The organism is Streptomyces sp. NPDC041784 (assembly GCF_055591025.1).
Genome location: NZ_JBVJAB010000001.1, coordinates 595593 through 617518, shown reverse-complemented (window position 1 = coordinate 617518; position 21926 = coordinate 595593). Strand labels below are relative to the sequence as shown.

19 protein-coding genes and 1 tRNA gene are annotated in these 21926 nt (G+C 73.3%); 10 read left to right on the top strand and 10 right to left on the bottom strand.

Annotated features, from left to right (window positions below):
* Together ACZ6D7_RS02690 and ACZ6D7_RS02685 are read left to right on the top strand one after the other, a co-directional pair.
* On the top strand, window positions 1-506 hold a 506-nt coding region (locus ACZ6D7_RS02690; protein WP_469482625.1), incomplete at its 5' end, for an aspartate racemase/maleate isomerase family protein.
* 86 nt (window positions 507-592) lie between these two features.
* Complete coding sequence (locus ACZ6D7_RS02685) at window positions 593-1756, top strand: LLM class flavin-dependent oxidoreductase (protein WP_469482623.1); 1164 nt, start codon at window positions 593-595, stop codon at window positions 1754-1756.
* Here the strand turns inward: ACZ6D7_RS02685 and ACZ6D7_RS02680 are convergent.
* Window positions 1735-3579: a putative bifunctional diguanylate cyclase/phosphodiesterase gene (locus tag ACZ6D7_RS02680; RefSeq protein ID WP_469482621.1), complete on the bottom strand. Its 1845-nt coding sequence runs from the start codon at window positions 3577-3579 to the stop codon at window positions 1735-1737. The two genes, ACZ6D7_RS02685 and ACZ6D7_RS02680, sit on opposite strands and share 22 nt — an antisense overlap.
* A 316-nt stretch (window positions 3580-3895) precedes the next feature.
* Between ACZ6D7_RS02680 and ACZ6D7_RS02675 the strand changes: the two genes are divergently transcribed.
* On the top strand, window positions 3896-5167 hold the full coding sequence (locus ACZ6D7_RS02675) for a M6 family metalloprotease domain-containing protein (RefSeq protein ID WP_469482619.1): 1272 nt from the start codon (window positions 3896-3898) through the stop codon (window positions 5165-5167).
* A gap of 167 nt (window positions 5168-5334) precedes the next feature.
* Here the strand turns inward: ACZ6D7_RS02675 and ACZ6D7_RS02670 are convergent.
* The 7 genes from ACZ6D7_RS02670 to ACZ6D7_RS02640 form a co-directional block, all read right to left on the bottom strand.
* Window positions 5335-5408, bottom strand: a tRNA-Lys gene (locus tag ACZ6D7_RS02670).
* A complete protein-coding gene (locus tag ACZ6D7_RS02665) occupies window positions 5399-5956 on the bottom strand; it encodes a bifunctional DNA primase/polymerase (protein ID WP_469482617.1) in 558 nt (185 codons plus the stop codon). Before ACZ6D7_RS02665 ends, ACZ6D7_RS02670 begins: the two co-directional genes overlap by 10 nt.
* 172 nt (window positions 5957-6128) lie before the next feature.
* A complete protein-coding gene (locus ACZ6D7_RS02660; RefSeq protein ID WP_469482615.1) occupies window positions 6129-6497 on the bottom strand; it encodes a hypothetical protein in 369 nt (122 codons plus the stop codon).
* A 150-nt stretch (window positions 6498-6647) separates the two neighbouring features.
* On the bottom strand, window positions 6648-7988 hold the full coding sequence (locus tag ACZ6D7_RS02655) for an AAA domain-containing protein (RefSeq protein WP_469482613.1): 1341 nt from the start codon (window positions 7986-7988) through the stop codon (window positions 6648-6650).
* Window positions 7985-9574 (bottom strand): hypothetical protein, encoded by a 1590-nt coding sequence (locus tag ACZ6D7_RS02650; protein WP_469482611.1) that lies wholly within the window; start codon window positions 9572-9574, stop codon window positions 7985-7987. Before ACZ6D7_RS02650 ends, ACZ6D7_RS02655 begins: the two co-directional genes overlap by 4 nt.
* Window positions 9565-10689 carry a hypothetical protein gene (locus tag ACZ6D7_RS02645; protein ID WP_469482609.1) on the bottom strand — a complete coding sequence of 375 codons (1125 nt, stop codon included), beginning with the start codon at window positions 10687-10689 and terminating at the stop codon, window positions 9565-9567. The genes ACZ6D7_RS02650 and ACZ6D7_RS02645 overlap by 10 nt, the downstream gene beginning before the upstream one ends.
* Entirely contained in the window at window positions 10640-11605 is a 966-nt protein-coding gene (locus tag ACZ6D7_RS02640) for a phosphatase PAP2 family protein (RefSeq protein ID WP_469482607.1), read from the bottom strand. Before ACZ6D7_RS02640 ends, ACZ6D7_RS02645 begins: the two co-directional genes overlap by 50 nt.
* Before the next feature lie 211 nt (window positions 11606-11816).
* On the opposite strand from ACZ6D7_RS02640, the gene ACZ6D7_RS02635 reads away from it, so the two are divergent.
* Window positions 11817-12413: a histidine phosphatase family protein gene (locus ACZ6D7_RS02635; RefSeq protein ID WP_469482605.1), complete on the top strand. Its 597-nt coding sequence runs from the start codon at window positions 11817-11819 to the stop codon at window positions 12411-12413.
* Between the two features lie 10 nt (window positions 12414-12423).
* Here ACZ6D7_RS02635 and ACZ6D7_RS02630 read toward each other — a convergent pair whose 3' ends face one another.
* Window positions 12424-13884, bottom strand: coding sequence for a hypothetical protein (locus tag ACZ6D7_RS02630; protein WP_469482603.1), 1461 nt, complete (start codon window positions 13882-13884; stop codon window positions 12424-12426).
* Window positions 13885-14150: 266 nt separating this feature from the next.
* On the opposite strand from ACZ6D7_RS02630, the gene ACZ6D7_RS02625 reads away from it, so the two are divergent.
* Window positions 14151-14537 carry a hypothetical protein gene (locus ACZ6D7_RS02625; protein ID WP_469482602.1) on the top strand — a complete coding sequence of 129 codons (387 nt, stop codon included), beginning with the start codon at window positions 14151-14153 and terminating at the stop codon, window positions 14535-14537.
* A gap of 556 nt (window positions 14538-15093) precedes the next feature.
* Window positions 15094-15963: a spermidine synthase gene (locus ACZ6D7_RS02620; RefSeq protein WP_469482600.1), complete on the top strand. Its 870-nt coding sequence runs from the start codon at window positions 15094-15096 to the stop codon at window positions 15961-15963.
* Window positions 15964-15972: 9 nt separating this feature from the next.
* Here the strand turns inward: ACZ6D7_RS02620 and ACZ6D7_RS02615 are convergent, their stop codons facing one another.
* Entirely contained in the window at window positions 15973-16494 is a 522-nt protein-coding gene (locus ACZ6D7_RS02615) for a hypothetical protein (RefSeq protein ID WP_469482598.1), read from the bottom strand.
* Window positions 16495-16616: 122 nt separating this feature from the next.
* On the opposite strand from ACZ6D7_RS02615, the gene ACZ6D7_RS02610 reads away from it, so the two are divergent.
* From ACZ6D7_RS02610 to ACZ6D7_RS02595, 4 genes are all read left to right on the top strand, one after another.
* A complete protein-coding gene (locus ACZ6D7_RS02610) occupies window positions 16617-17324 on the top strand; it encodes a response regulator transcription factor (protein ID WP_469482596.1) in 708 nt (235 codons plus the stop codon).
* Window positions 17321-18691, top strand: a complete 1371-nt coding sequence (locus tag ACZ6D7_RS02605) for a sensor histidine kinase (protein ID WP_469482594.1) — start codon at window positions 17321-17323, stop codon at window positions 18689-18691. The genes ACZ6D7_RS02610 and ACZ6D7_RS02605 overlap by 4 nt, the downstream gene beginning before the upstream one ends.
* Before the next feature lie 163 nt (window positions 18692-18854).
* The gene (locus tag ACZ6D7_RS02600) at window positions 18855-20315 is read left to right on the top strand and encodes a glycoside hydrolase family 18 protein (protein WP_469482592.1); all 1461 of its coding nucleotides are present in this window, start codon (window positions 18855-18857) and stop codon (window positions 20313-20315) included.
* 292 nt (window positions 20316-20607) lie between these two features.
* Window positions 20608-21924, top strand: a complete 1317-nt coding sequence (locus ACZ6D7_RS02595; RefSeq protein ID WP_469482590.1) for an ABC transporter substrate-binding protein — start codon at window positions 20608-20610, stop codon at window positions 21922-21924.
* The last annotated feature ends 2 nt before the right edge of the window (window positions 21925-21926 follow it).

The following is a 21926-nucleotide window of genomic DNA, read 5'->3' as shown; positions in this document are numbered from 1 at the left end:
CCGGGAAGGCCGGGGAGACCGGGGAAGCCGGGAAGGCCGGGGAGACCGGGGAGACCGGGAAGGCCGGGGAGACCGGGAAGGCCGGGAAGGCCGGGGAGACCGGGGAAGCCGGGAAGGCCGGGAAGGCCGGGAAGGCCGGGAAGGCCGGGGAGACCGGGGAAGCCGGGAAGGCCGGGGAGACCGGGGAGACCGGGAAGGCCGGGGAGACCGGGAAGGCCGGGAAGGCCGGGGAAGCCGGGAAGGCCGGGGAGGCCGGGGAGGCCGGGGAGGCCGGGGTGCTCGCTCTCGCCCGGGCGGCCGACGACCCGCGCGCCCAAGTGGTGCTGCTGCCCGACCCCGGCCTCCACACGGCCGCGTACATCCCCGCCCTGGAGGAGGAGTTGGGCAAGCCGGTCCTCACCGCCAGCCAGGTCGCCGTCTGGGAGGCGCTGCGGCTCACCGCCCGGCGGGTGAACGCGGCGGGACTGGGGGCGCTGTTCACCCGGGAGCCGATCGTGCAGGCGTGATCGGTCCGGCGCCACGCGGGAATAAACGGGGACACCCTCCTGTTACCGCGCGGAGGACACCGTAAGCCCGAAGACAGGAGGACCCCGTGGCGGCGGACGAGACGGCGGCAGGCGAGACGACGGCGGACGCGACGGCGGCGGACGCGGCAGCGGCGCGTGAGAGGGCCACGGACGAGGTCCGAGGCACCGCGCACGGCACGGCCCCCACCCCCCTCTCCGTCCTCGACCTGGTCACCGTCGGCTCCGGCCGCACCGCCACCGACGCCCTGCGCACCAGCGTCGACCTCGCCCGGTTCACCGAGTCCCGCGGCTTCCACCGCTACTGGATCGCCGAGCACCACTCCATGCCCGGCGTCGCCTCCTCCTCGCCCGCGGTGATCCTCGCCCACCTCGCCGCCCACACCGACCGCATCCGGCTCGGCTCGGGCGGCGTCATGCTGCCCAACCACGCGCCCCTGGTCATCGCCGAGCAGTTCGGCACCCTGGAGGCCCTCGCCCCGCACCGCGTCGACCTGGGGCTGGGCCGTGCCCCCGGCACCGACGGGGCGACCGCCGCCGCGCTGCGCCGCTCCGACGGCCTGCCCGAGGGCGCCGACGACTTCCCCGAGCAACTCGCCGAACTGACCCGGTTCCTGGACGACGACTTCCCCGACGGCCACCCCTACCGCCGTATCCACGCCGTGCCCGGCCCGATCCAGGCGACCTCCCCGGGCGGTGTGCAGTCCCGGCACCGCCCGCCGATCTGGCTGCTCGGCTCCTCCGGCTTCAGCGCCCGCCTCGCCGGACTGCTCGGTCTGCCGTTCGCCTTCGCGCACCACTTCTCCGCGCAGAACACCGTCCCGGCCCTCGACCTGTACCGGCAGTCCTTCCGGCCGTCCGCGGTGCTCGCCGAGCCGTACGCGCTGATCGGGGTCTCCGTGCTCGCCGCCGACGACGAGCGCGAGGCCCGCCGGCAGGTATTGGCGACCGGCCTCAACATGGTCCGGCTGCGCACCGGCCGCCCCGGGCTCTTCCCCTCCCCGGAGGAGACGGAGGCCCATGTGTTCACCGATCTGGAGCGGGAGTTCGTCGACTCCTGGGCGGCGAACATCGTCCACGGCACGGCCGACGAGGTCCGCACCGGACTCGACGACCTCCACAAGCGCACCGGCGCCGACGAGCTGATGCTCACCAGCCACGCCCACCGGGGCGAGCTGCGCCTGCGCTCCTACGAACTCGTCGCCGACGCCTACGGGTTGCCGACGGCGTAGGGCGCGGCCCCCAGCAGCAGCTCGGAGATACGATCCGGCGGCACCGGGCGGGAGTACAGCCACCCCTGCCCGGTGTCACAGCCGATGCTGCGCAGCCGGGTGGCCTGCGCGGAGGTCTCCACGCACTCGGCGGTGACGGTCAGCCCGAGCCGGTGGGCGAGGTCGATCATCGCCTCGACGACCACCTCGTCGGCCGGGTTCGGCGCGGCGCCCGTGCCCTCGTACTGGAAGCCGCGCACGAACGACCCGTCGAGCTTCAGCACCGACACGGGCAGCCGGCTGAGGTAGGCGAGGTTGGAGTATCCGGTTCCGAAGTCGTCGATGGCGATGTGCACGCCCATGTCGCTGAGCGCCTGGAGGGCCTGGAGCGGGCGGCCCGCCGAGCCCATGACGGCCGACTCGGTGAGTTCCAGCTGGAGCAGATGCGGGGGCAGCCCGGTCTCGGCGAGGATCTCCGCCACGTCCGCGACCAGGTCGGAGTCCCACACCTGACGGACCGCCACGTTGACGCTGACGAACAGCGGCGGCTCGTCGGGGTTCTCCAGCTGCCAGCGGCGGGCCTGACGGCACGCGGTGGCCAGAACCCATCGCCCGAGCGGCACGATCGAGCCGTCCTCCTCGGCCAGTGCGACGAACCGATTCGGCGGCAACAGCCCGAACCGGGGGTGGTCCCAGCGCACCAGGGCCTCGACCCCGCGCAGCCGGCCGTCCGACATACCGACCAGCGGCTGGTAGTCGAGCCGGAACTCGCCCCGCTCGATGGCGGGCCGCAGGGTGGACGCGAGCGCCTGGCGGGTCATCAGATGGGCGTTGCGCTCCGGGTCGAACAGTGTCCAGCGGTCCTTGCCGTCCACCTTCGCCCAGTACAGCGTGGTGTCGGCGGCCTGCATCAGACCCGTCGCGGTGGTGCCGGCCGCGTGCCGTTCGACGACCCCGATCGAGGCGGAGACGTTCATCCGCTGTCCGGCCAGGTCGAACGGCGCCTGGAGCGCCTTCAGCACCGACTCGGCGAGGTCGGCCAGCTGTTCGGTGCCCGTGGAGTCCTCGACCAGCAGCGCGAACTCGTCGCCGCCGAGTCTGGCCACCAGGGGCACGCTCGGCCGGCTGCGCCCGGCCTCCTTCGCGCAGTCCGTCAGCCGCTCGGCGACGGCGGCCAGCAGCCGGTCGCCGACCCGGTGGCCGAGCGTGTCGTTGACCGCCTTGAAGCCGTCCAGGTCCAGGTAGCACAGGCCGATCCGGCCGGTCCCGCTCTGTGCGTACGACTCCGCCTCCAGCGCGGCCGTCACCCGCTCGAAGAACAGGGTGCGGTTGGGCAGCCGGGTCACCGGGTCGTGCATCTGGAGGTGGCGCAGCCGGGCCTGGAGATCGCGGCGGGCACTGATGTCGGCCACGGACAGCAGCACACCGGGGGTGTGGTCGTCGAGCGGGGAGACGGTGACCTGGGCCCAGAGCGTGCGCCCGTCCGGGTGTTTCAGGCGCCGGGTGCAGCGCAGTTTCGCCTGCCGGCCGCGCAGCACCTCGCGGTAGGCGTGCCAGGTGCGGGCGTCGGAGGCGAGGTCGAGCAGGTCGGCGGCGACCCGTCCGACCAGGCCTTCGGCCGAGCCGCCGAGCAGTTCGCCGAGCGCCTCGTTGGCGTCGACGACCACGCCCTCGCGGTCGACGAGCGCCATGGCGAGCGGGGCGTTCGCGAAAACGGAACGGTAGGCCGCGGTGTCTGCTCCCTTCACGCCTCCCGTACCAGTAGCTGTCTCGTTGTCACTCTCTGTGACGGCTGACCGGTCGAGGTCTGCCGCGGGCGTCGGCCCTTCGGACGTTCCGCTCACCGCTCGCTCCCGCAGTGCACTCGATCTCTGTCCGCGCAGGAAAGTGTGCCGATCATAGAGGCTGCCCCCGGACCCGCGCAGCCACTGCCCAGTGTCCCGGAACAACCCACGGTTCTGACAGATCGTTTCTGCCCGCAGGTGGACCGGTTCTGCGGGCGGGTGACCGCATGTGACGTTCCGTGAGAATTCCGGGGGTGTCGGAAGTGATGCCCGCTTTCGCCCTCCTCACTCTTCTGGGGCAGGCAAACAGGGCGTAGTAGGGCAAATTCGCACAGGCTGGTGGCGGTGTCCCGTGAACCGCTCCCGGAGGTCCGAAGTGCCGCGACTCTTCCCGCGCCCTCGACTGCGCAGCACCGCGGCCATGGCCACCACCCTGTCGGCGCTCGTCGCGACCTCCCTGGTCAGCGGCCCCTCCGTCGCCGAACCCTTCGCGACCACGCCCTGTGCCCTGAAGCGCACCATGGCCCACCACTCGGAGGGCCTCGACACCTGGAACACCGCCTACCCCCGGCCCGAGCGCACCCTCGACGCCGTGATGGTCTTCCTGTCCTTCCCGGACTGGGCCCCGATGGCCTCCCCCGCCGAACTGGCCGCCGACCACTTCCCCGCCACCAGCCGCTTCTTCCGCCAGGCGTCCTACGGCAGGTTCGCCCTGCGCGCGCACCCGCTGAAGCGCTGGATCCGCATGCCGAAGCCGTCCACCGCGTACGCCATACAGCGTGACTGGAGCCCCGGGCACCGCGCCGCCTACCTCCACGACGCGCTGGCCTCCGCCGATCCATGGGTCGACTTCTCCCGCTACGACATCGTCTACTTCGTCGCCGACCCCGACGCGCCCGGCGTGGACTCGGACGCCACGAAGGTCGTCAACCTGGACGCCCCGCTGCGGGCCGACGGCACGGACATCCGCCGGGTCGTCACGGTCTTCGAGAAGCACCCGCCGGACCGGCTGGTCCTCGCCCACGAGACCGGGCACGTCTTCGACCTGCCGGACCTCTACCGCCGCCCGGCGGACGGCAAGGGCGACTGGGACACGCATGTCGGCGACTGGGACCTGATGGGCAGCCAGTTCGGTCTCGCGCCGGATCTGTTCGGCTGGCACAAGTGGAAGCTGGGCTGGCTGGAACCCCGCCAGGTGGTGTGCGTACGGGGTCCCGGGCCGACCCGGCTGACCCTGGAGCCGCTGGGCGCCGGACCGGGCGTGCCGGTCACCCGGGTCTCCGGCTCGCCCGCCTTCGGCCTCGGCCACGGCACCAAGCTGGCGGTGGTCCGCACGGGGCCGCAGAGCGCGCTGGCCTTCGAGGCGCGCGGGCCCGTCGGCAACGACCGGGAGGTCTGCCGCGCCGGCATCCTCGTCTACCGCGTCAGCAGCGACGCCCAGTCCGGCCGGGGCCCGGTCGAGGTCGTCGACGCCCACCCCCGCACCGAGGCCTGCTGGGAGGCCTCCGTCTACCCGCCCCTGGCCGACGCCCCGGTCGCCGCGGGCGAGACCTTCACGGTCCCGGACGGTGAGGGCGTCCGCGTGGAGGTGGAGGGCCGCACGGCCTCGGGCGCGTGGACGGTACGGATCACGCCGGCGCATGTGTGAGGGCCCCGCTGATGACGCACGCGAAAGCCCCCCGCTTTTGCGAGGGGCCTTCGATCGTGTGGGGGTGTGGGTGGCGGAGCCCCCACAACGCGCGGCGGAGCCGCGCAGAAAAGACGAAGGCGAGACTGGTTCGCGCTTTCTGCGAACAAGCCTCGCCATCGACGTCGTGCGCCGCCAGGGACTCGAACCCCGGACCCGCTGATTAAGAGTCAGCTGCTCTAACCAACTGAGCTAGCGGCGCCTGCTGACGTCGTAGACCTTAGCATCCTGATCCTGGGGAGGAAAAATCGATATCCGCACGGCCGTGCGGGCCGCCCGCACGGCCGCCCAGAGCAGGATCTCGGGGCCCGGCAGCCACGGCCGGCGGTTGTCCGGGGCGACCACCCAGCGGCTGCCGGACGGGGTCGGGGCGGCGTCGTCGAGCACCGCCGGGACGGTCACCGCGTCGCCGGTGCCGTGGCACAGCAGTGGCGGGATCGCGCCCTTGCGGTCGTACTCCTCCCAGCGCAGCAGTGACGGCAGCCGCTGGGCCGTGCCCGGCGCGGCGAACAGCAGGGTCCGGCCCCGGAACGCGGCCACCGGCCCGGAGCCCGGCCCCTCGCCCCACAGCCGGTCCAGCATCAGCCGCCCGAACACCGCCGGCGCGCTGATGACGTCGAAGACGGAACCGCACGGCAGCACGACCGGGGAGTCAGGCCGCTCGTCCCAGAGGGCGAGGGTGCTGTGGGGAGACGTTCCGGCGGAGGCCAGCCAGGCGGCCCCGTCCGCGGTGACACAAGCGCTGCTCATGACGGACAGGTGTACCGGGTGTGAGCAGGTGATTCCTAAGAGTTGCGGAAAATCGGGACAAGGGAGTGGAGGAGGGGGTATCTTGCCCGCCCGGCATATGCCATGGGGGTCGGGCCGGTGGTGGGGGCGGTGGATGGGGACGGTGGCGGTGGTGTGTGTGGCGGCTGCCGGCCTACAGCGGGTCGATGTGCCCCCGGCCGTCGGCGTCCCCCCGCAGCAGGTCCCGTCCGAACTCGACCATCTTCTTCGCGTAGTCCTCGGTCCACTCGGCGCGCTCGGCGATGTCCGCCGGCGTCAGCCGGTCGAACCGGCGCGGGTCGGCGAGCTGCGCCGCGGCCATGGCCTGGAACTCCACCGCCCGGTCGGCCGCCGCCCGGAACGCCACCGTCAGCTCCGTCGCGCGGGACAGCAGCGCGCCGGGGTCGTCGATCGACTCCAGGTCGAAGAAGTGCTCCGGATCCCCGGCCGCCTCCGCCGGCTCGAAGAGCAGGGGCGCGGGGCGTAGCCGCGGTTCGTTCCGACGCGGCGTGGGCTCCGCCATGTCTTGTCCTCCTCGTGCGGTTCGGATGCGGACCACCTTCCATTGTCCCCCGGTGGCGCAAGAGGCCCTCGGCCCCGCAATCTCAAGGCCTCCGGGCCACCCGATGTTCCCGGAGACGCGCCGGTACGGCGTGAGGTGTCGGCGTACGTCTCACGGCCGCCACGGCACCCGGTGTTCCGCCAGATGCGCCAGCACGGCGTGGTTCGCCTCCCACCCGTCCGGGAACTTCACGAGCGTTCCCAGCTGGACCGGCTCCGTCGACGGGTAGTCGTCGAGGAGGTCGCCGACGCCCGCCCGGCACACCACCACGCACGCGTGCCGGTGCCGGGAGGCGAGGACGCACAGGCGGCCGGTCTCCAGGTGGAAGGCGGTGGCGTCTGGGCGGCCGGAGAGCGGGTGGAGGATCACCGTGACGTCGAACTCCATGCCCTGGAGCCGGTTCGCGGTGTCCACGGTCACGTCCGTCACACCCAGCTCGGCCAGCGCGGCACGGACCGCCGCCGCCTGGTCGCGGTGGGCGGTGCCGACGGCCACCCGGTCGGCGGTCAGGGGGCTCGGGTCCGGTGAGCGCTCGGACGTCGCCGCGCCGCCCCGGTCCAGCATGCGCCGTACGACGGTCGCCACCGCCCGGACCGCCTCCGGGTCGGTGCGCGGCGTGTGCCGGGCGGGCAGCTCCAGCAGGCCCCAGCCGGACTCCGCCGCCTCGTCGATCACCCGGTCCGGTCCGGAGCCGTCCGAGGGCACCGCGAAGGAGAGCCGGCGGTCGCCGTGTCCCGTGCCGCTGCGGAACGGGGTGTACGGGTAGAAGGCGTCGGAGACCAGCGGGGCCGCCGACGCCGGGAGCCGCCAGGACACCGGCAGCCGGTGCTGCGGCAGCTCGGGGTTGTGCGCCAGCAGCGTCGTCACCGCCGAGGCCGACGGGTCGTACGACAGGCCCGCCCACTGCTCGCTGCCCACGATCGCGAACGGGTCCAGCTGCCCCGGGTCGCCCACGAACAGCGCCCGTTCGAACAGCCCGGCCACGGCCAGCAGCCCGTCCGACCGCATCTGGTACGCCTCGTCCACGATCGCGTGCCGCCACGGCTCGTCGACCTTCACATGCGCCCACTTGGCCGCCGTGGAGATGACGACCGGCAGGCCGGCGAGATCCGCCGCCTTCGCCGACTTCCGTACGTGCTCCAGCGCGTCCAGCGCCTTGTCGTACGGGTCGGCGTCACTGCTGTGCAGCCGGCCCACCGGCAGCTCGGGGCTCTTCTCGGCGAGCCGCAGCACCAGGTCGTCCACCTGCGCGTTGGTCTGCGCGATCACCATCAAGGGTCGCCCCGCGTCGGCGAGTTCCAGCGCCGCGCGGACGACGAGCGTGGACTTCCCGGCACCGGGCGGGGAGTCCACGACCACCCCGCGCGCGGTGCCGTGCAGGGTGTCCCGCAGGATCGCGTCGGTGGCGCGGCCGGCGGCGGTACCGGGGTCGAAGACGGCCTCGGTGGTCACAGCACGTCCTCCTGGGTGACGGAGTCGGGGGCTTCGGGGGTCCGCTCCCCGGGCGGCCCGCCGTGCGTCCACGGCGTCTCCTCCGGGTCCGGCAGCTTCGCGCCGCCGCGCTGCTCGTGCTCGAACAGGGTGAAGCACAGCAGGTCGCCCTTCTCGGGCACCGACCCCCGCTCGGGCTCCTTGCCGCGGCCCATCTTGTCGACGATCCGCAGCACCAGCAGATCCTCCGCGGGCCGCTCCACGAACTCCGCCGCCTGCGGCTTCCCGCCCAGCGAGCGGTACACCTTCGTCCGCTCCCCGAGCTGCGGCCGGTCGTCCGTGCGGACGGTGACCAGCGGGCGCGGGCTCGGCCGCTTGCCCTCGCTGTAGGCCATGACGACGTCGACGACCTCGCCCGCGAACGCCTCCCCGGCCAGCCGCCGCCCCGCCATCACCAGCGGGTCGTCCAGCGCCTCCTGCGCCTCCAGCCGGGCCTGCTCCCGCTCGCGCGTGGCCAGCTTGTTCGCGGCCGTCACCGCGTCGTCCCGGCGCGGCTGCGGGGGCTCGCCGGCCACGACCCGGTCGCGGTGGCCGGTGAACGACCAGCGGTCGCGCGTCCACCGCTCCTCCACGTGCGCCCCCTCGGGCAGCGTCCGCAGCAGGTCGAGGCCCTCCCACACCCGCTGCCAGGTGGGCAGTGTCCGGCTGCGCACCAGCTCGTGGATCTCTCGCTCGGCGGCGGTCAGCGCGCCCAGCCGGTCGTCGGCCTCCAGGCCGTCCTCGGCGGCCGCGAGGGCGGTACGCGCGCGGTCGTAGCGCTCGATGGCCGGGGCGAGCAGCTTGTTGTCGAAGGCCGGGTCGGTGGCCGGGCCGGCCGGGGGGCACAGCAACTGCCCGTCGGCGTCCCGGGCCAGCTCCGCGCGCAGAGCGGCCTCGGCGCCCGACGTGCCGTCCGGCGGGGCGATCCAGGCCAGCAGTGCCCCCAGGTGCTGGTCCTCCAGGCTGGACTGCCCGGTCGCCCAGTGCCGGCCGAGCACCTCGGTGAGCGCGAGGAGCAGCGACGACCCGGGGACACGCGCCCGCTCCCCGAAGTGCGTCAGCCACCGCCCGAGCAGCGGCACGCGCGGCGGCGCGGGATGCGGTGTCTCCGGGTCCTGCTCCGCCGTCCGCCGAAAGCGCATGGAGCGGCCCAGGAGGCGCACCAGGTCGACGCCCGCGCGGCTCGGCACGATCAGCTGGGGCGCGTCGGCGCACAGCTCGACCTCGACCTTGACGCGCTTGCCCGTCTCGGGGTCGGTCTCGTTGCGCTCGGCGGCCTCCACCGCGTCCGCGTAGGAGTCGATGTACGGCAGGACCACATCGGCCAGTTCGGCCAGGAACGCGAACCTGAGGTCGCGGTCGCGCGGCTGCGGTACGACCAGCAGGCGCGGCGCGTCCCGGTCGGTGCCGACCAGCGCGCCGAGCGGGGCGCCGGCCTCACCGGCGGTGGTCAGCGGCACGAGGACCAGCGGGCGGTCGGAGAGATGCCGGTGCCGGACGGTGGCGGCGGGCTGGGCGCGGCCGGTGGTGACGGCCTCGAGGCGGGCGAGGGTGGAGATCAGCGACACATCGCCCCCAGCGCCTCGGTGCGCAGCCGTGCGGCCCGGCGCAGCGCGGCGACCGCCGGGTCCTCGGGGTCCCCGGCCGTGCCGCGGGCGGCCGCCAGGACGTCGTCGACCGTGGTCAGCCCGCCGAGGTCGGCGCGGACCGAACGGCCCAGGGTGGTCACCGCGCCGGCCGCGCGGGAGCGGTCCCGGCAGTGGAACGCCAGCTCGCACGCGGCCAGGCACTCGGGCGCGTACGTCGCCGGGACGGCCTCCACGGATGCCGTGAGCCGCTCGGCGGGCAGCTCGGGGGAGAAGCAGACGCCCTCGGGGAGGGCGTCGGCGATGTCCTGGATACGGGTGAGCCGGGCCAGCTGGCGGCTGGTGACCGCGCGCTGCTTGCGGATGTCCACGGCGGACGCGGTCGGCAGATTGGAGAAGTCCTTGGGGCAGACCAGGAGCACGCGGTGGCGGACCTTCGGCGCGGGGTCGAGCCGGGCGGCGACCTCCTCCAGGGCCAGCACGTAGACGGCCGCCTGCCGGGCGGCCGCGCCGACCTTCGCCGGGTCCGCCGAACCGTCCAGCATCGGGAAGGACTTGATCTCCACGACCGTCCACCCGCCGTCCGGGTGCACCACCACCGCGTCCGGCTCCAGGAACGCGGGGGAGCCGGCCACGTCCAGCGCGAGCATCGGGTGGTCGAGCAGGGTCCAGGTGCCGCGCGCCTGCTCGGTGGCCTCGCGCAGCGCCAGGGCCGTACGCGCGGTACGGCCCTCGGGGCCGGACGCGGTCAGGTCGGGGACGCTCGCGGAGGCCGGGGGTTCGGCGCCGGGGTCCAGCCGCTCGTGCACCAGCCGCAGCAGCTCCGCGCCGCCGTCCGCCTTCACCTTCGCCTCGAAGGCGTTGCCGCGCGTGAGGGCGAACTGCGACTGTCCGAAGGACGACGGCGAGCCCAGCGCGCCCGCCAGCGCCGCCTTGTTCACCCCCGCGCCGTCGAGGATCGCGCGCCGCCTGCAGCCGGGGTTCGCGGCGAGCGCCGCGAGGGCACGGGCGTCCAGCGCCTTGGCCGGGACGTCGGGGCCGCGCAGCTCAGCGAGCCGCTGCCGGAGCGCCGTCCCCCGCGTCCGAGGGGGAGGCACCCGGTTCGGTTCCGGGCCCGAACCGTGACTCGCGCTGCCGTGGAATTCGCTCACCCGTGGAAGTCTGGCATCCGCCACTGACAATCGAGGCCGCTGCGCCCGGGGAGTCCGCCGCGGCCGACGGGACGGGGGAGGCGGCACGGGAGGCGGCGGCCACCTTGATCCGGTCCACCGTGCGGGTCACGAGCGGGGCCAGCAGCAGGCCGGCGCCCATCACGGCCGCGCCCGCGGCCGCGTCGAGGAAGTAGTGGTTGGCGGTGCCCATCACCACGATCGTCGTCACGAGCGGGTACACGACACCGGCCGCCTTCGCCGTGCGCGTGCCGCCGTGGCGCCACAGCATCACACCGCACCACAGCGCCCAGCCCACGTGCAGACTCGGCATCGCCGCGTACTGGTTGGTCATGCCGCCCATCCCGCGCGGGGCGCTCGCCTCGCCGCCCCACCAGCCGTACGAGCTGTACTGGGCCATCGTGTCCACGAAGCCGTGGCTCGCCGACAGCAGCCGGGGCGGGCAGGTCGGCAACAGCGTGAAGCCGATCAGGCCGATGAAGGTGGACGTCATCAGCCAGGTGCGGGCCGCCCGGTAGACCTGGGAGCGCGAGCGGAACAGCCAGACCAGGATCGCGGGCGTGACCAGGTAGTGCAGCGAGGCGTACAGGAAGTCGGCCGGTACGCCGAGCCACGCCTCGCGCGTGAACAGGCGGTTCAGCGGGTGCTCGGCGTTGAGGTGGAGGGCCTTCTCGATCCGCAGGATCGCCAGGCCGTGGTCGACGGCGCTCGTGACGTCACCGCGCGCGAGGAGCCGGCCGGCCGAGTAGCAGGCGTACACCAGCACGATCAGCGGCAGTTCGGTCCACCAGCGCAGCCGGGTCCGCGGGGCCGCCTCGGTGCCCGGTGTTTCGGTCTGCGGCATCCGATTGCCTCCCCCTTCGTGTCGCACGGCGCCGACGGCGCGGGACGTGCCACTTTACGGCGTATGTGCGCGCCCGTACCGAGCGCCCCCGGCCCTCAAAGACGCTGAGATCGCCCACCGGGTTGCCCCTTCCCAGGGTGAGCGATGATGGAGGGGTTCCGCCCCCGATTTCTCCCCCGGTTCGCTGGGGGATGTCCCGGAAAGGTCCCCCATGGCACCGCGCATCCTGCTGGCCCGGCACGGACAGACCGAGTGGTCGTTGTCCGGCAAGCACACCGGCAGGACCGACGTACCGCTCCTGGAGGAGGGCCGCCGGGGCGCCAAACTGCTCGGCGAACGGCTGCACCGGGCACCGTTCGACGGTCTCGCCGACGTCGAGATACGCACCAGCCCGCTGGCACGCGCGCGCGAGACGTGCGAGATCGCCGGCTTCGGCGAGCGCGCCACCGGGTGGGACACCCTCATGGAGTGGGACTACGGCGCCTACGAGGGCATGACCCCCGCCGAGATCCAGGCGGTCCGCCCCGGCTGGCTCATCTGGCGCGACGGCGTCCCCGGGGGCGAGTCCCTCGCCGAGGTCACCGCCCGCGCGGACGAGGTCGTCGCCTGGGCGCGGTCCGCCGACCGGGACGTGCTGGTCTTCGCCCACGGGCACATCCTCCGGTCGATCGGAGCACGGTGGCTGGGGCTGCCGCTGGACTTCGCGGCACGGATCCGGCTGAACCCGACGTCACTGTCGGTCCTGGGCTGGGCCTACGGGGAGCCGGCCATCGAGAGCTGGAACGACCCGGGGCACCTGGCGGGCTGACCGCCCGCGGTCACGGCGTCCGGGGTGTCGACGCGTGCCGCTCCAGGAACACCGAGACCCCGCTGGCCCGCCGGTGCGGTGCCAGCACCCGTGCCGTCCCCGCGAGCATCCCCTGGACCCGCGAGGACTGGACCTGATCCAGCAGATCCAGGACGCGCAGCCCCGCCCTCGCCGCCTCGTCGGGGCGCCCCCCGCGCGCGAGATCGTCCGCCAGCTCGGCCGTGTACAGCGCGATGTTCCGGGTGAAGTGCGGATCCTGCAGCTCGGCCGCCCGCCCCGCGTGCCGGGCCGCCCGCCCCCAGTCGCCCAGCGTCGACCAGCACTGCGCCTCGAGACCCTCCAGCTCGGCCTCGCCGTAGAAGCTCATCCACTCGGGGTCGTTGTCGCGGGCACCGCGCCCGTAGAAGGTCTGGGCGCGGACCAGGGCCTGCTCGCAGCCGGCACGGTCGGCGAGCCCGGCCCAGCCGCCCGCCTCGCGCAGCGCCAGCAGCGACATCAGGCGGGGCGAGCCCAGGGGGCGCGCGACGCGCTGGGCGGCCTGCGCGGCGCGCACGGCCTCGCGGGGGCGCCCGGCGTCGCGCGCGAGGAACGCCGTGTTGCAGAAGGCGTGCGCCTCCAGTGCCTGGTCCCCGGTCATCCGGGCGGTGGCGAGGGCCTCCGCGTAGTGCGAGCGCGCGTCCTCGAAGCGGCCCGAGTCATGGGCCAGCCAGCCCACGGAGATCGCCAGCTCTCCGGCGCCCGAGTGCAGCCGCTCGGCGGTCGCCTGCCGGGTCACCGCGGCGTCCAGCAGCGCGTAGGCGGCACGCAGGGGTGCGGCCGCCCGCCGGTAGAGGCCGTCGGCGCCGTGCCGGTCGTCCAGCAGCCGGATCCTGCGGACCGCCTCTTCGAGGGCGCCCGCCTCCCGCGCTCCGACGTGGCGCACCCGGCGCTCCGTCGCGACGGCGTCGGTGGCGAACCCCAGCGGGCCCAGCGAGGCGGCGGCCACGGTGGCGCCTCCGCCCGTCATGAATGCGCGACGCAGCACGTCGCTCTCCTCGTCGTTGTGGTGCGTGTCGTACGGGTCCTGCGTGTCATACGGCTCGTGCGCCCCGCGTGTCTCACCCGTCTCCCGCGCCTCACCAGTGGTGAGCGCGGGGCTTGCGGTGTGAACGCAGGGCGCGTTCTCTGTGGCGCGCGCCCCGCGTCCGCGTACGGAGGCGCGGGGCGCGAACCCCAGGTCGGTGAGCGTGCGGCCGGGGAACATGTGCAGGAACACCCGTTCGTACGCGTAGTTGGGGCAGCGGATCTCCCCTGCCTCGACCCGCCCGATGTAGCGCGCGTCGCAGCTGACCCGCTCGCCGATCTCGTGCGCGGCCCGCCGCACGAGTGCGGCGAACTCGGCCGGCGAGCGTTGTCCGCGCAGCTGCCGGAAGGCGAGGTTGGGCCGTGGTGGCCGGTTGGGCCGGGGTGGGGTCACCGTTGACGACGCCATGGCCGGGTCCTCTCGTGCGAACCGTCGAACCATGCCGGGATCGGGGTGGGTTACCCGCTTTTCTGAGGTGATCACCCTGATGTCCGGCGGGCAAGAACGTACCTGCTGTGGTTGGGCCGCCATGCGGTGTTTGGCTACAAACCGGATATCTCATCCGGGATCTGCCATGAACTGCCATCCTTTGCGGCGGACTTCCGCCGTAGCCGTTGACGGCATGACGCGTTGAATGCTGTGGACTACAAGCGGGCTGCGCGGTGGAGGCCGGAATGGAGACCAGCCAGAGCAACGATCCTTGTACGTCGTCGGTGACGGCGTGCGACCTCGTGACGGTGCCGACCCGGCAGGGTCTGGAGGCGGTCGACATCCTGCGGCGGGGGACCGGGGAGGCGGTGGGGCCCGTCCTGCACGACGACGGGGACGACACGCTCGCCTTCCTCGTGCCGCCCGGCACCGCGGCCGCCTGGGACGTCCCCGGCAGCACCTGCACGAAGACCGACGGACACGGACTGAGACTCGCCCCCGAGCCCCCGCCGACGGGCTCGGACTGGCTCGTCCCGCCCGGCGAGGCGGACCTCGCGACGGATCCCGCGGTACTGCGCCGGGCACTCGGCGAGGCGGCCCGGATGATCGAGGCGGCGGACAGCTGCCAGTGACTCCGTCCGCCGACCGGAACCACGCGGCCGGCGCGCTCGACCGGTGGCCCGCCGACCGGTGACGGTACGCGGCCGCTGACCCCGACCGGCCCCTGACGGCGATCGGCTGCTGGCCCACGATCGGCCGCTGACCCACGACCGGCTGCCGAGGGCGACCGCCGGGTCCATCCCGCCCGTGCCCGCGTCCGTCCGGCGCCGCGGCCCACCCGGCCCGGCGCCGCGGCCCACCCGGCCCGGCGCCGCGGCCCACCCGGCCCGGCGCGGCGGCCCACCTGGCTCCCCGGTCGAGCGCGCGCCACGCGCGCCGGGCAGCGGGGCGGCCCGGAACCCCGGAACCCCGCGTGTGCGAGACGGCTTCGGCTCCCCCGGGCGCCGAGCGTGCGAGGCAGGCCGCCTCCCCCTCCCTCTCCCCCCCGGGCGCCGAGCGTGCGAGGCAGGCCTCAGCCCCCGGGCGCCGGGCGCGGCCCGCCCCCCGGAAAGCCGAGCCCCCGCCACGCCCCGCCCCGGCCGCACCGAGCGCGCGCGCACCGTCCCCGCAGCCTGCGAAAATGTGGTCATGGGAAAGTCCAGGAACACCCGGCGTGAGCGGGACGTCGACGGCGGCGTCGTGGAGGCCGTCGACGGCGGGCTGGCGCAGTTCGTGCCCGACCGGGACCGGGCGCGGGCCTGGACACTGCTGATCGACGGCGCGCCGCAGTCGCACGTCGACCTCGACGACCCGGAGTACCTCTCCTTCGAGTACCAGCGCCGCCTCGGTCATGTCATCGACCTCACCGCACCGCCCGGCCGGCCCCTGCACGTCGTCCACCTCGGCGGCGGCGCCCTCACCCTGGCCCGCTATGTCGCCGCCACCCGCCCCCGCTCCACCCAGCAGGTCGTCGAGCGGGACGCGGCCCTCGTCCACCTCGTGCGCAGGGAACTGCCGCTGGACCCCGGCGCGCGGATCAGGGTGCGGTCCATGGACGCGCGCGAGGGGCTCGGCAAGGTCGCGGACGGCTGGGCCGACCTCGTCATATCCGATGTGTTCAGCGGCGCCCGCACCCCCGCCCACCTCACCTCCGCCGAGTTCCTCGACGAGGTCCGCAGGGCGCTGAAGCCGGGCGGTCTCTACGCCGCCAACCTCGCGGACGGTCCGCCGCTCGCCCATCTGCGCGCACAGATCGCCACCGCCGCCGCCCGCTTCGCCGAGCTGGCGCTGGTCGCCGATCCGACGGTGCTGCGGGGCAAGCGGTTCGGCAACGCCGTACTCGTCGCGTCCGATCTGCCGCTGCCGGTCGCGGAGCTGACCCGCCGCGCCGCCTCCGACCCGCACCCGGGACGGGTCGAGCACGGCAGGGCGCTCACCGACTTCACCGGCGGGGCGGCACCGGTCACGGACGCGTCGGCGGTCGCCTCACCGGCGCCGCCGCCCTCGGTGTTCCGCTGACCCCTTCGGTCAGTACGTCTGCACCTCGACCCGCGGCGGGCCGTCGTGCCAGGTGCAGAAGACCGACACGCGGTCCGTGCCCGAGGCGAACTCCACCCGGATCCAGCTCTCCGTCTTCCACACCTGCATCGACCAGTCCGCGCCCGGCGTCGCCGAGACGAGCGTCGCGGAGGTCTTCCCGAGGTCGAAGACGACCCGGCCGCCTTCGGTGTCGTAGCTCTTGATCGTGCCGGAGGCGGCGGGGGAGGAGGAAGGGGCGGAGGCCGGGGGCGACACCGGGGAGGCGGGTGTGCGGCTCGGTGCGGGGCTCGTCGCGGACGGGCTGGGGGAGGGGGAGGCGCCGGTGTCGTCGGAGGGCAGCGGCCGCGACTCCTGGGTGGTCGAGGTCGCCTCGGCCGCGGTCAGCGGAAGGGCGCGCGGAGGGTCGTAGGCGGTGCCCGCCATCACGGTGTGGACGCCCCACCACGACAGCGTGACCGCCGCGCCCGTGGCGAGCAGCCAGGCCAGTACGTGTACGAGTCCTCTGCGCATCGCGGGCCATCTTGCCCCACCCGCCCCACGGGTGTCGCACGGGCGGGCCACCGGTTGTCCACAGAACGGGAGTTGTCCACAGGCTCGGACCGGGTTCGTCGGCATGGCGTACGGTGCGGCGCATGGCAAGTGTGCTCGTGGTCGAGGACGACCAGTTCGTACGCTCGGCGCTCATCCGGCAGCTGACCGACGCCTCGCACACCGTGCGCAGCGTCGGTACGGCACTGGAGGCGCTGCGCGAGGTCGCCCATTTCCGTTTCGACGTGGTCGTCCTGGACCTCGGACTGCCGGACCTGGACGGCTCCGAGGCCCTGAAGATGCTGCGTGGCATCACGGACGTGCCAGTCATCATCGCGACCGCGCGCGACGACGAGACGGAGATCGTCCGCCTGCTGAACGCGGGCGCGGACGACTACCTGACCAAGCCGTTCTCGGTGGAGCACCTGTCGGCCCGGATGGCGGCCGTCCTACGGCGGTCCCGGGCCGGCGCCGGGGAGGCCCCGCCCTCCCCGGTCATCCGGGTCGGCGGCCTGACCGTCGACCCGCTGCGCCGCCAGGCCGAGCTGGACGGCGCACGACTCGACCTCACCCGCCGCGAGTTCGACCTGCTGGCGTTCCTGGCCGGCCGGCCAGGGGTGGTCGTGCCGCGCCGGGAGTTGCTGGCCGAGGTGTGGCAGCAGTCCTACGGCGACGACCAGACCATCGACGTCCATCTGTCCTGGCTGCGGCGGAAGCTGGGCGAGACGGCGGCCCGGCCGCGCTATCTGCACACGCTGCGGGGTGTCGGGGTGAAGCTGGAGCCGCCGGCGGAAGCGGGGTGGGCGGGATGAGATGGGCCCTGGTCAAGGTCTGCCTGGCGGTCACCACGATGGTCGTGGTCGCCTTCGCGGTGCCGCTCGGTCTGGTCATCAAGGAGATGGCCCGCGACCGCGCGTTCTCCAACGCCGAGCGGGAGGCGGCGGTCGTGGTCCCGGCGCTGTCCATCACCACCGACCGGGACCAGTTGGAGCGGGTCGTCGCCTCGGCCGGCTCGGACGACGGGATGGCGCTGCACATCCCGGCGGGCGACGGCCGGGCCGCCGTCGACCTGGGCACCCAACGCGCCGCCGACACGGACATCGCCGCCGTACGGAAGCTGGGCCGGGTCTCCACCGCCGAGGTGCCCGGCGGGTCCGCGCTGCTCCAGCCGGTCGCGCTGAGCCTGGGGACCGTGGTGATCGAGGTGTACGTCCCCGAGTCCGAGGTGAGCAACGGCGTGGCCGCGGCCTGGGGGGTGCTCGCGGCGGTCGGGGCGGCCCTCGTGGTCGGCTCGGTCGCGGTCGCCGACCGGCTGGGCGTACGGATGGTGCAGCCCGCGCGGCGGCTGGTCGAGGGGGCGCACGAACTGGGGGAGGGGAAGCTGGGTGCGAGGGTGCCGGAGGAGGGGCCGAACGAACTGCGGCTGGCGGCCGTGGCGTTCAACTCGATGGCCGACCAGGTGGTCCAACTCCTGGCGAACGAACGGGAGCTGGCGGCGGATCTGTCCCACCGCCTGCGCACCCCCCTCACCGTGCTCCGGCTGAACGCGGCCTCCCTCGGCGACTCCCCGGCGGCCGAGCAGACCCGGACCGCGGTCGCCCAGCTGGAGCGCGAGGTCGACACGATCATCCGCACGGCCAGGGAGGCCAAGCCGCAGACGGCGGCGGCCGGTCCCGGCGCGGGGTGCGACGTGGCGGAGGTGGTCCGGGAGCGGATGGCGTTCTGGTCGGCGCTCGCGGAGGACGAGGGCCGCAAGGTGCGCACGGCCGGCGTCGACCGCCCGGTGCGCATACCCGTGGCGCGCGCCGATCTCGCCGCCGCCCTGGACGCCCTGCTCGGCAACGTCTTCCGGCACACCCCGGAGGGCACCGCCTTCGCCGTCGACGTCCACAACGGCGACGACGCGGTGATCGTCCTCGTCTCCGACGCGGGCCCCGGCATCCCCGACCCGGAGGCCGCGATGGCCCGCGGCCGGGGCTCGGGCGCCACCGGCTCCACCGGCCTCGGGCTGGACATCGTCCGCCGCCTCGCCGAGTCCACCGGCGGTGACGTCCGCATCGGCTCGTCGGTCCTCGGCGGCACGGAGATACGCCTCTGGATCCAGCTGGACGGCCGGGAACCCGTGCGCAGGGGACACCGGGGGGCGATGCGGAAGCGGAGACGGACCACCGTCGGATGACACCGGCCCGCCGCGCATCGGCCTCGACCTTTAACCGGCCCCGATGTGCTCCTTAAGCGCTCCCTAAGGCCGTCGACCCCCGTCCCTGTCAGGCGTTTTGCCCGTTTCGGGATCGCTAGCGTGCTGCCGCACCCCACCCGAGAACAGTGAAGGCAGGCAGGCGATGAGTACGCATCGGCGCAGGGTCAGTGGTCGGAGCCAGGTGATCGGCGGGGCGCTCGTCGCGGCGATGGTCGGCGGCGGGATCGTGTTCGTCACCGGGACCGCGCAGGCCGCCGGGGTCGGGGCGGCGTACACGAGGACCAGTGACTGGTCGACCGGGTACACCGCGCAGTACGTCGTCACCAACAACAGCGGCCGGGCCGGGGCGGGCTGGAAGCTGGAGTTCGATCTGCCGGCCGGGGCGAAGCTCGGCTCGCTGTGGAACGGGGAGTCGAGCGTCAGCGGGCGGCACGTCACCGTGACCCCGCCGGCATGGGACACCGACGGGCTCGCCGCCGGGGAGTCGGTCACCGTCGGGTTCGTCGTCGACGGCCGCGGGAACCCGGTCGGCTGTCTGGTCGACGGTGCCGCGTGCTCGGCGGACGGCGGTGCCACGCCCGAGCCGAGCGGGCGGCCCACGACGGCCCCCTCCCCGACGGCTTCGACCGCCCCGAGCGCCGGCCCGAGCACGAGCGCCGCCCCGAGCACGAGCCCGAGCACCGGCGCCACCGGCGGCACCGGCACGACCGCCTCCGCCGCCTTCGCCCCCTACGTCGACACCTCCCTGTACCCGGCCTTCGACCTGCTCGCGCACGCGGCGGCGACCGGGGTGAAGGACTACAACCTCGCCTTCGTCACCGACGGCGGCGGCTGCACGCCGAAGTGGGGCGGGGTGAGCGACCTCGCGAACGACGGCGTGGCCGCCCAGATCGGGGCGCTGAGGGCCGAGGGCGGTGACGTCCGGGTCTCCTTCGGCGGCGCCGCCGGCTCCGAGCTGGCCACCACCTGTTCCTCGGCCGACGCGCTGGCGGCGGCGTACGCGAAGGTCGTGGACGCCTACCGGCTGACCAAGGTCGACTTCGACGTGGAGGGCGGCGCGCTGCCGGACACGGCGGCGAACACCCGCCGCGCCACGGCGATCGCCGAGTTGCAGCGGCGGTACCCGGATCTGGACGTCTCCTTCACGCTCCCGGTCATGCCGGAGGGGCTGACCCAGGACGGCGTGAGTTTGCTCTCGAATGCGAAGGCCAACGGCGTGAGGATCGCCACTGTCAACGTCATGGCGATGGACTACGGTCCGGCGTACAGCGGTGACATGGGTACCTATGCGGAACAGGCCGCCACCGCGACTCAGGCACAGGTCAAGAGCGTGCTCGGGCTGAGCGACGGCGCGGCCTGGAAGGCCGTCGCGGTGACCCCGATGATCGGTGTGAACGATGTCGTCTCCGAGGTCTTCACGGTGGACGACGCCACCCAGCTGGTCGCGTTCGCGACGGCCAAGGGCCTTGGCGGGCTGTCGATGTGGTCGGCCACGCGGGACCGGCAGTGCCCGGGCGGCGCCAAGAACCAGGCGGACGCCACGTGCAGTTCGATCCTCCAGGGCGACTCCGCCTTCTCGAAGGCGTTCGCCGCCTACAAGTGATCTCCGGCAACTGATCTCCGTCCTCCATAAATGATCTTCCTCAGCCCTTGAGCGGCCTTCATCGGGCGCGAATGATCAAGGAATCCACCGGCGAAACGATCAAGGGAGTGGGCCGGAAGGCGATCAAGGTGTGTCGATTACGTTTCGACAAATGAAGCCAACGGCTCTTGACGCATGACTGGACATACGGCTGTTATTGCGCCACCAAGTGTTCGGTCAAGTTGATTTCTGGTCGATTAAGACCGGCTTTCAGTCAGACCCTCATGGCCGAACCTCGCGTCAGGAGCCGTTCATGCGCCACCTCTCCCCCTCCGGCAGCTTCTCCCTCCCCTCCCCCAGCCGTCGCACCCTGCTGCGCGGCATGGGCGGCGCCGCCGTTCTCGGCGCCGGCATACCCCTGCTGTCCGCGTGCGGCGGCAGCGGTGCCGCGGCCGACCCGAAGACCGTCACCCTCGGCTCCAACGCGTCCGACGCCGTCCCGAAGAACGCGTTCGCCACGATCTACGAGGCGTTCGGGAAGCAGTCCGGGATCACGGTCGACGTGAACACCAAGGACCACAACACGTTCCAGGAGCAGATCAACTCCTACCTCCAGGGCACCCCGGACGACGTGTTCAACTGGTTCGCCGGCTACCGCATGCAGTTCTTCGCGGCCAAGAAGCTCGCCACCCCGATCGACGAGGTCTGGGACACGATCGGCGGCAACTTCCCCGACGCGATGAAGGCGCTCAGCAAGGGCGAGGACGGCAAGTACTACTTCGTGCCGCTGTACACGTACCCCTGGGCCCTCTTCTACCGGAAGAGCGTCTTCCAGGAGCACGGCTACACCGTCCCCACCACCTGGGACCAGCTGGTCGCCCTGTGCAAGCAGATGAAGAAGGACGGCCTCGTGCCGATCGCGTTCGGCGACAAGGACGCCTGGCCCGCGCTCGGCACCTTCGACCAGATCAACTTCCGCACCAACGGCTACGACTTCCACGTCGAGCTGATGGCCGGAAAGGCCTCCTGGACCGACGCCAAGGTCAGGACCGCCTTCGACCACTGGGCCGAGATCCTCCCCTACCACCAGGAAGGCGCCGTCGGCCGCACCTGGCAGGACGCCGCCCAGACCCTCGTCTCCAAGAAGGCCGGCATGTACCTGCTGGGCACCTTCGTGGCGCAGCAGTTCACCAACCAGGCCGACCTCGACGACCTGGACTTCTTCGCCTTCCCGGAGATCAACGCCGAGTTCGGCCAGGACACCGTCGAGGCACCCACCGACGGCTTCATGCTCTCCAAGGCCCCGAAGAACAAGGACGGCGCCGTCAAGCTCCTGGAGTACCTGGGCACCCCGGAGGCCGAGGCGATCTACCTCAAGGCCGACCCGAGCGTGGTCGCCGCCTCCTCCAAGGCCGACACCTCCTCGTACACCGCGATCCAGAAGAAGGCGTACGAGATGATCAGCGGCGCCACGCACCTCACGCAGTTCATGGACCGCGACAGCCGGCCGGACTTCACCTCCACCGTGATGCAGCCGGCGCTCCAGAAGTTCGTCCGCGACCCCAAGGGCATCGACAGCCTGCTCAGCTCGATCGAGCGCCAGAAGAAGACGATCTTCGCGTCCAGCTGACC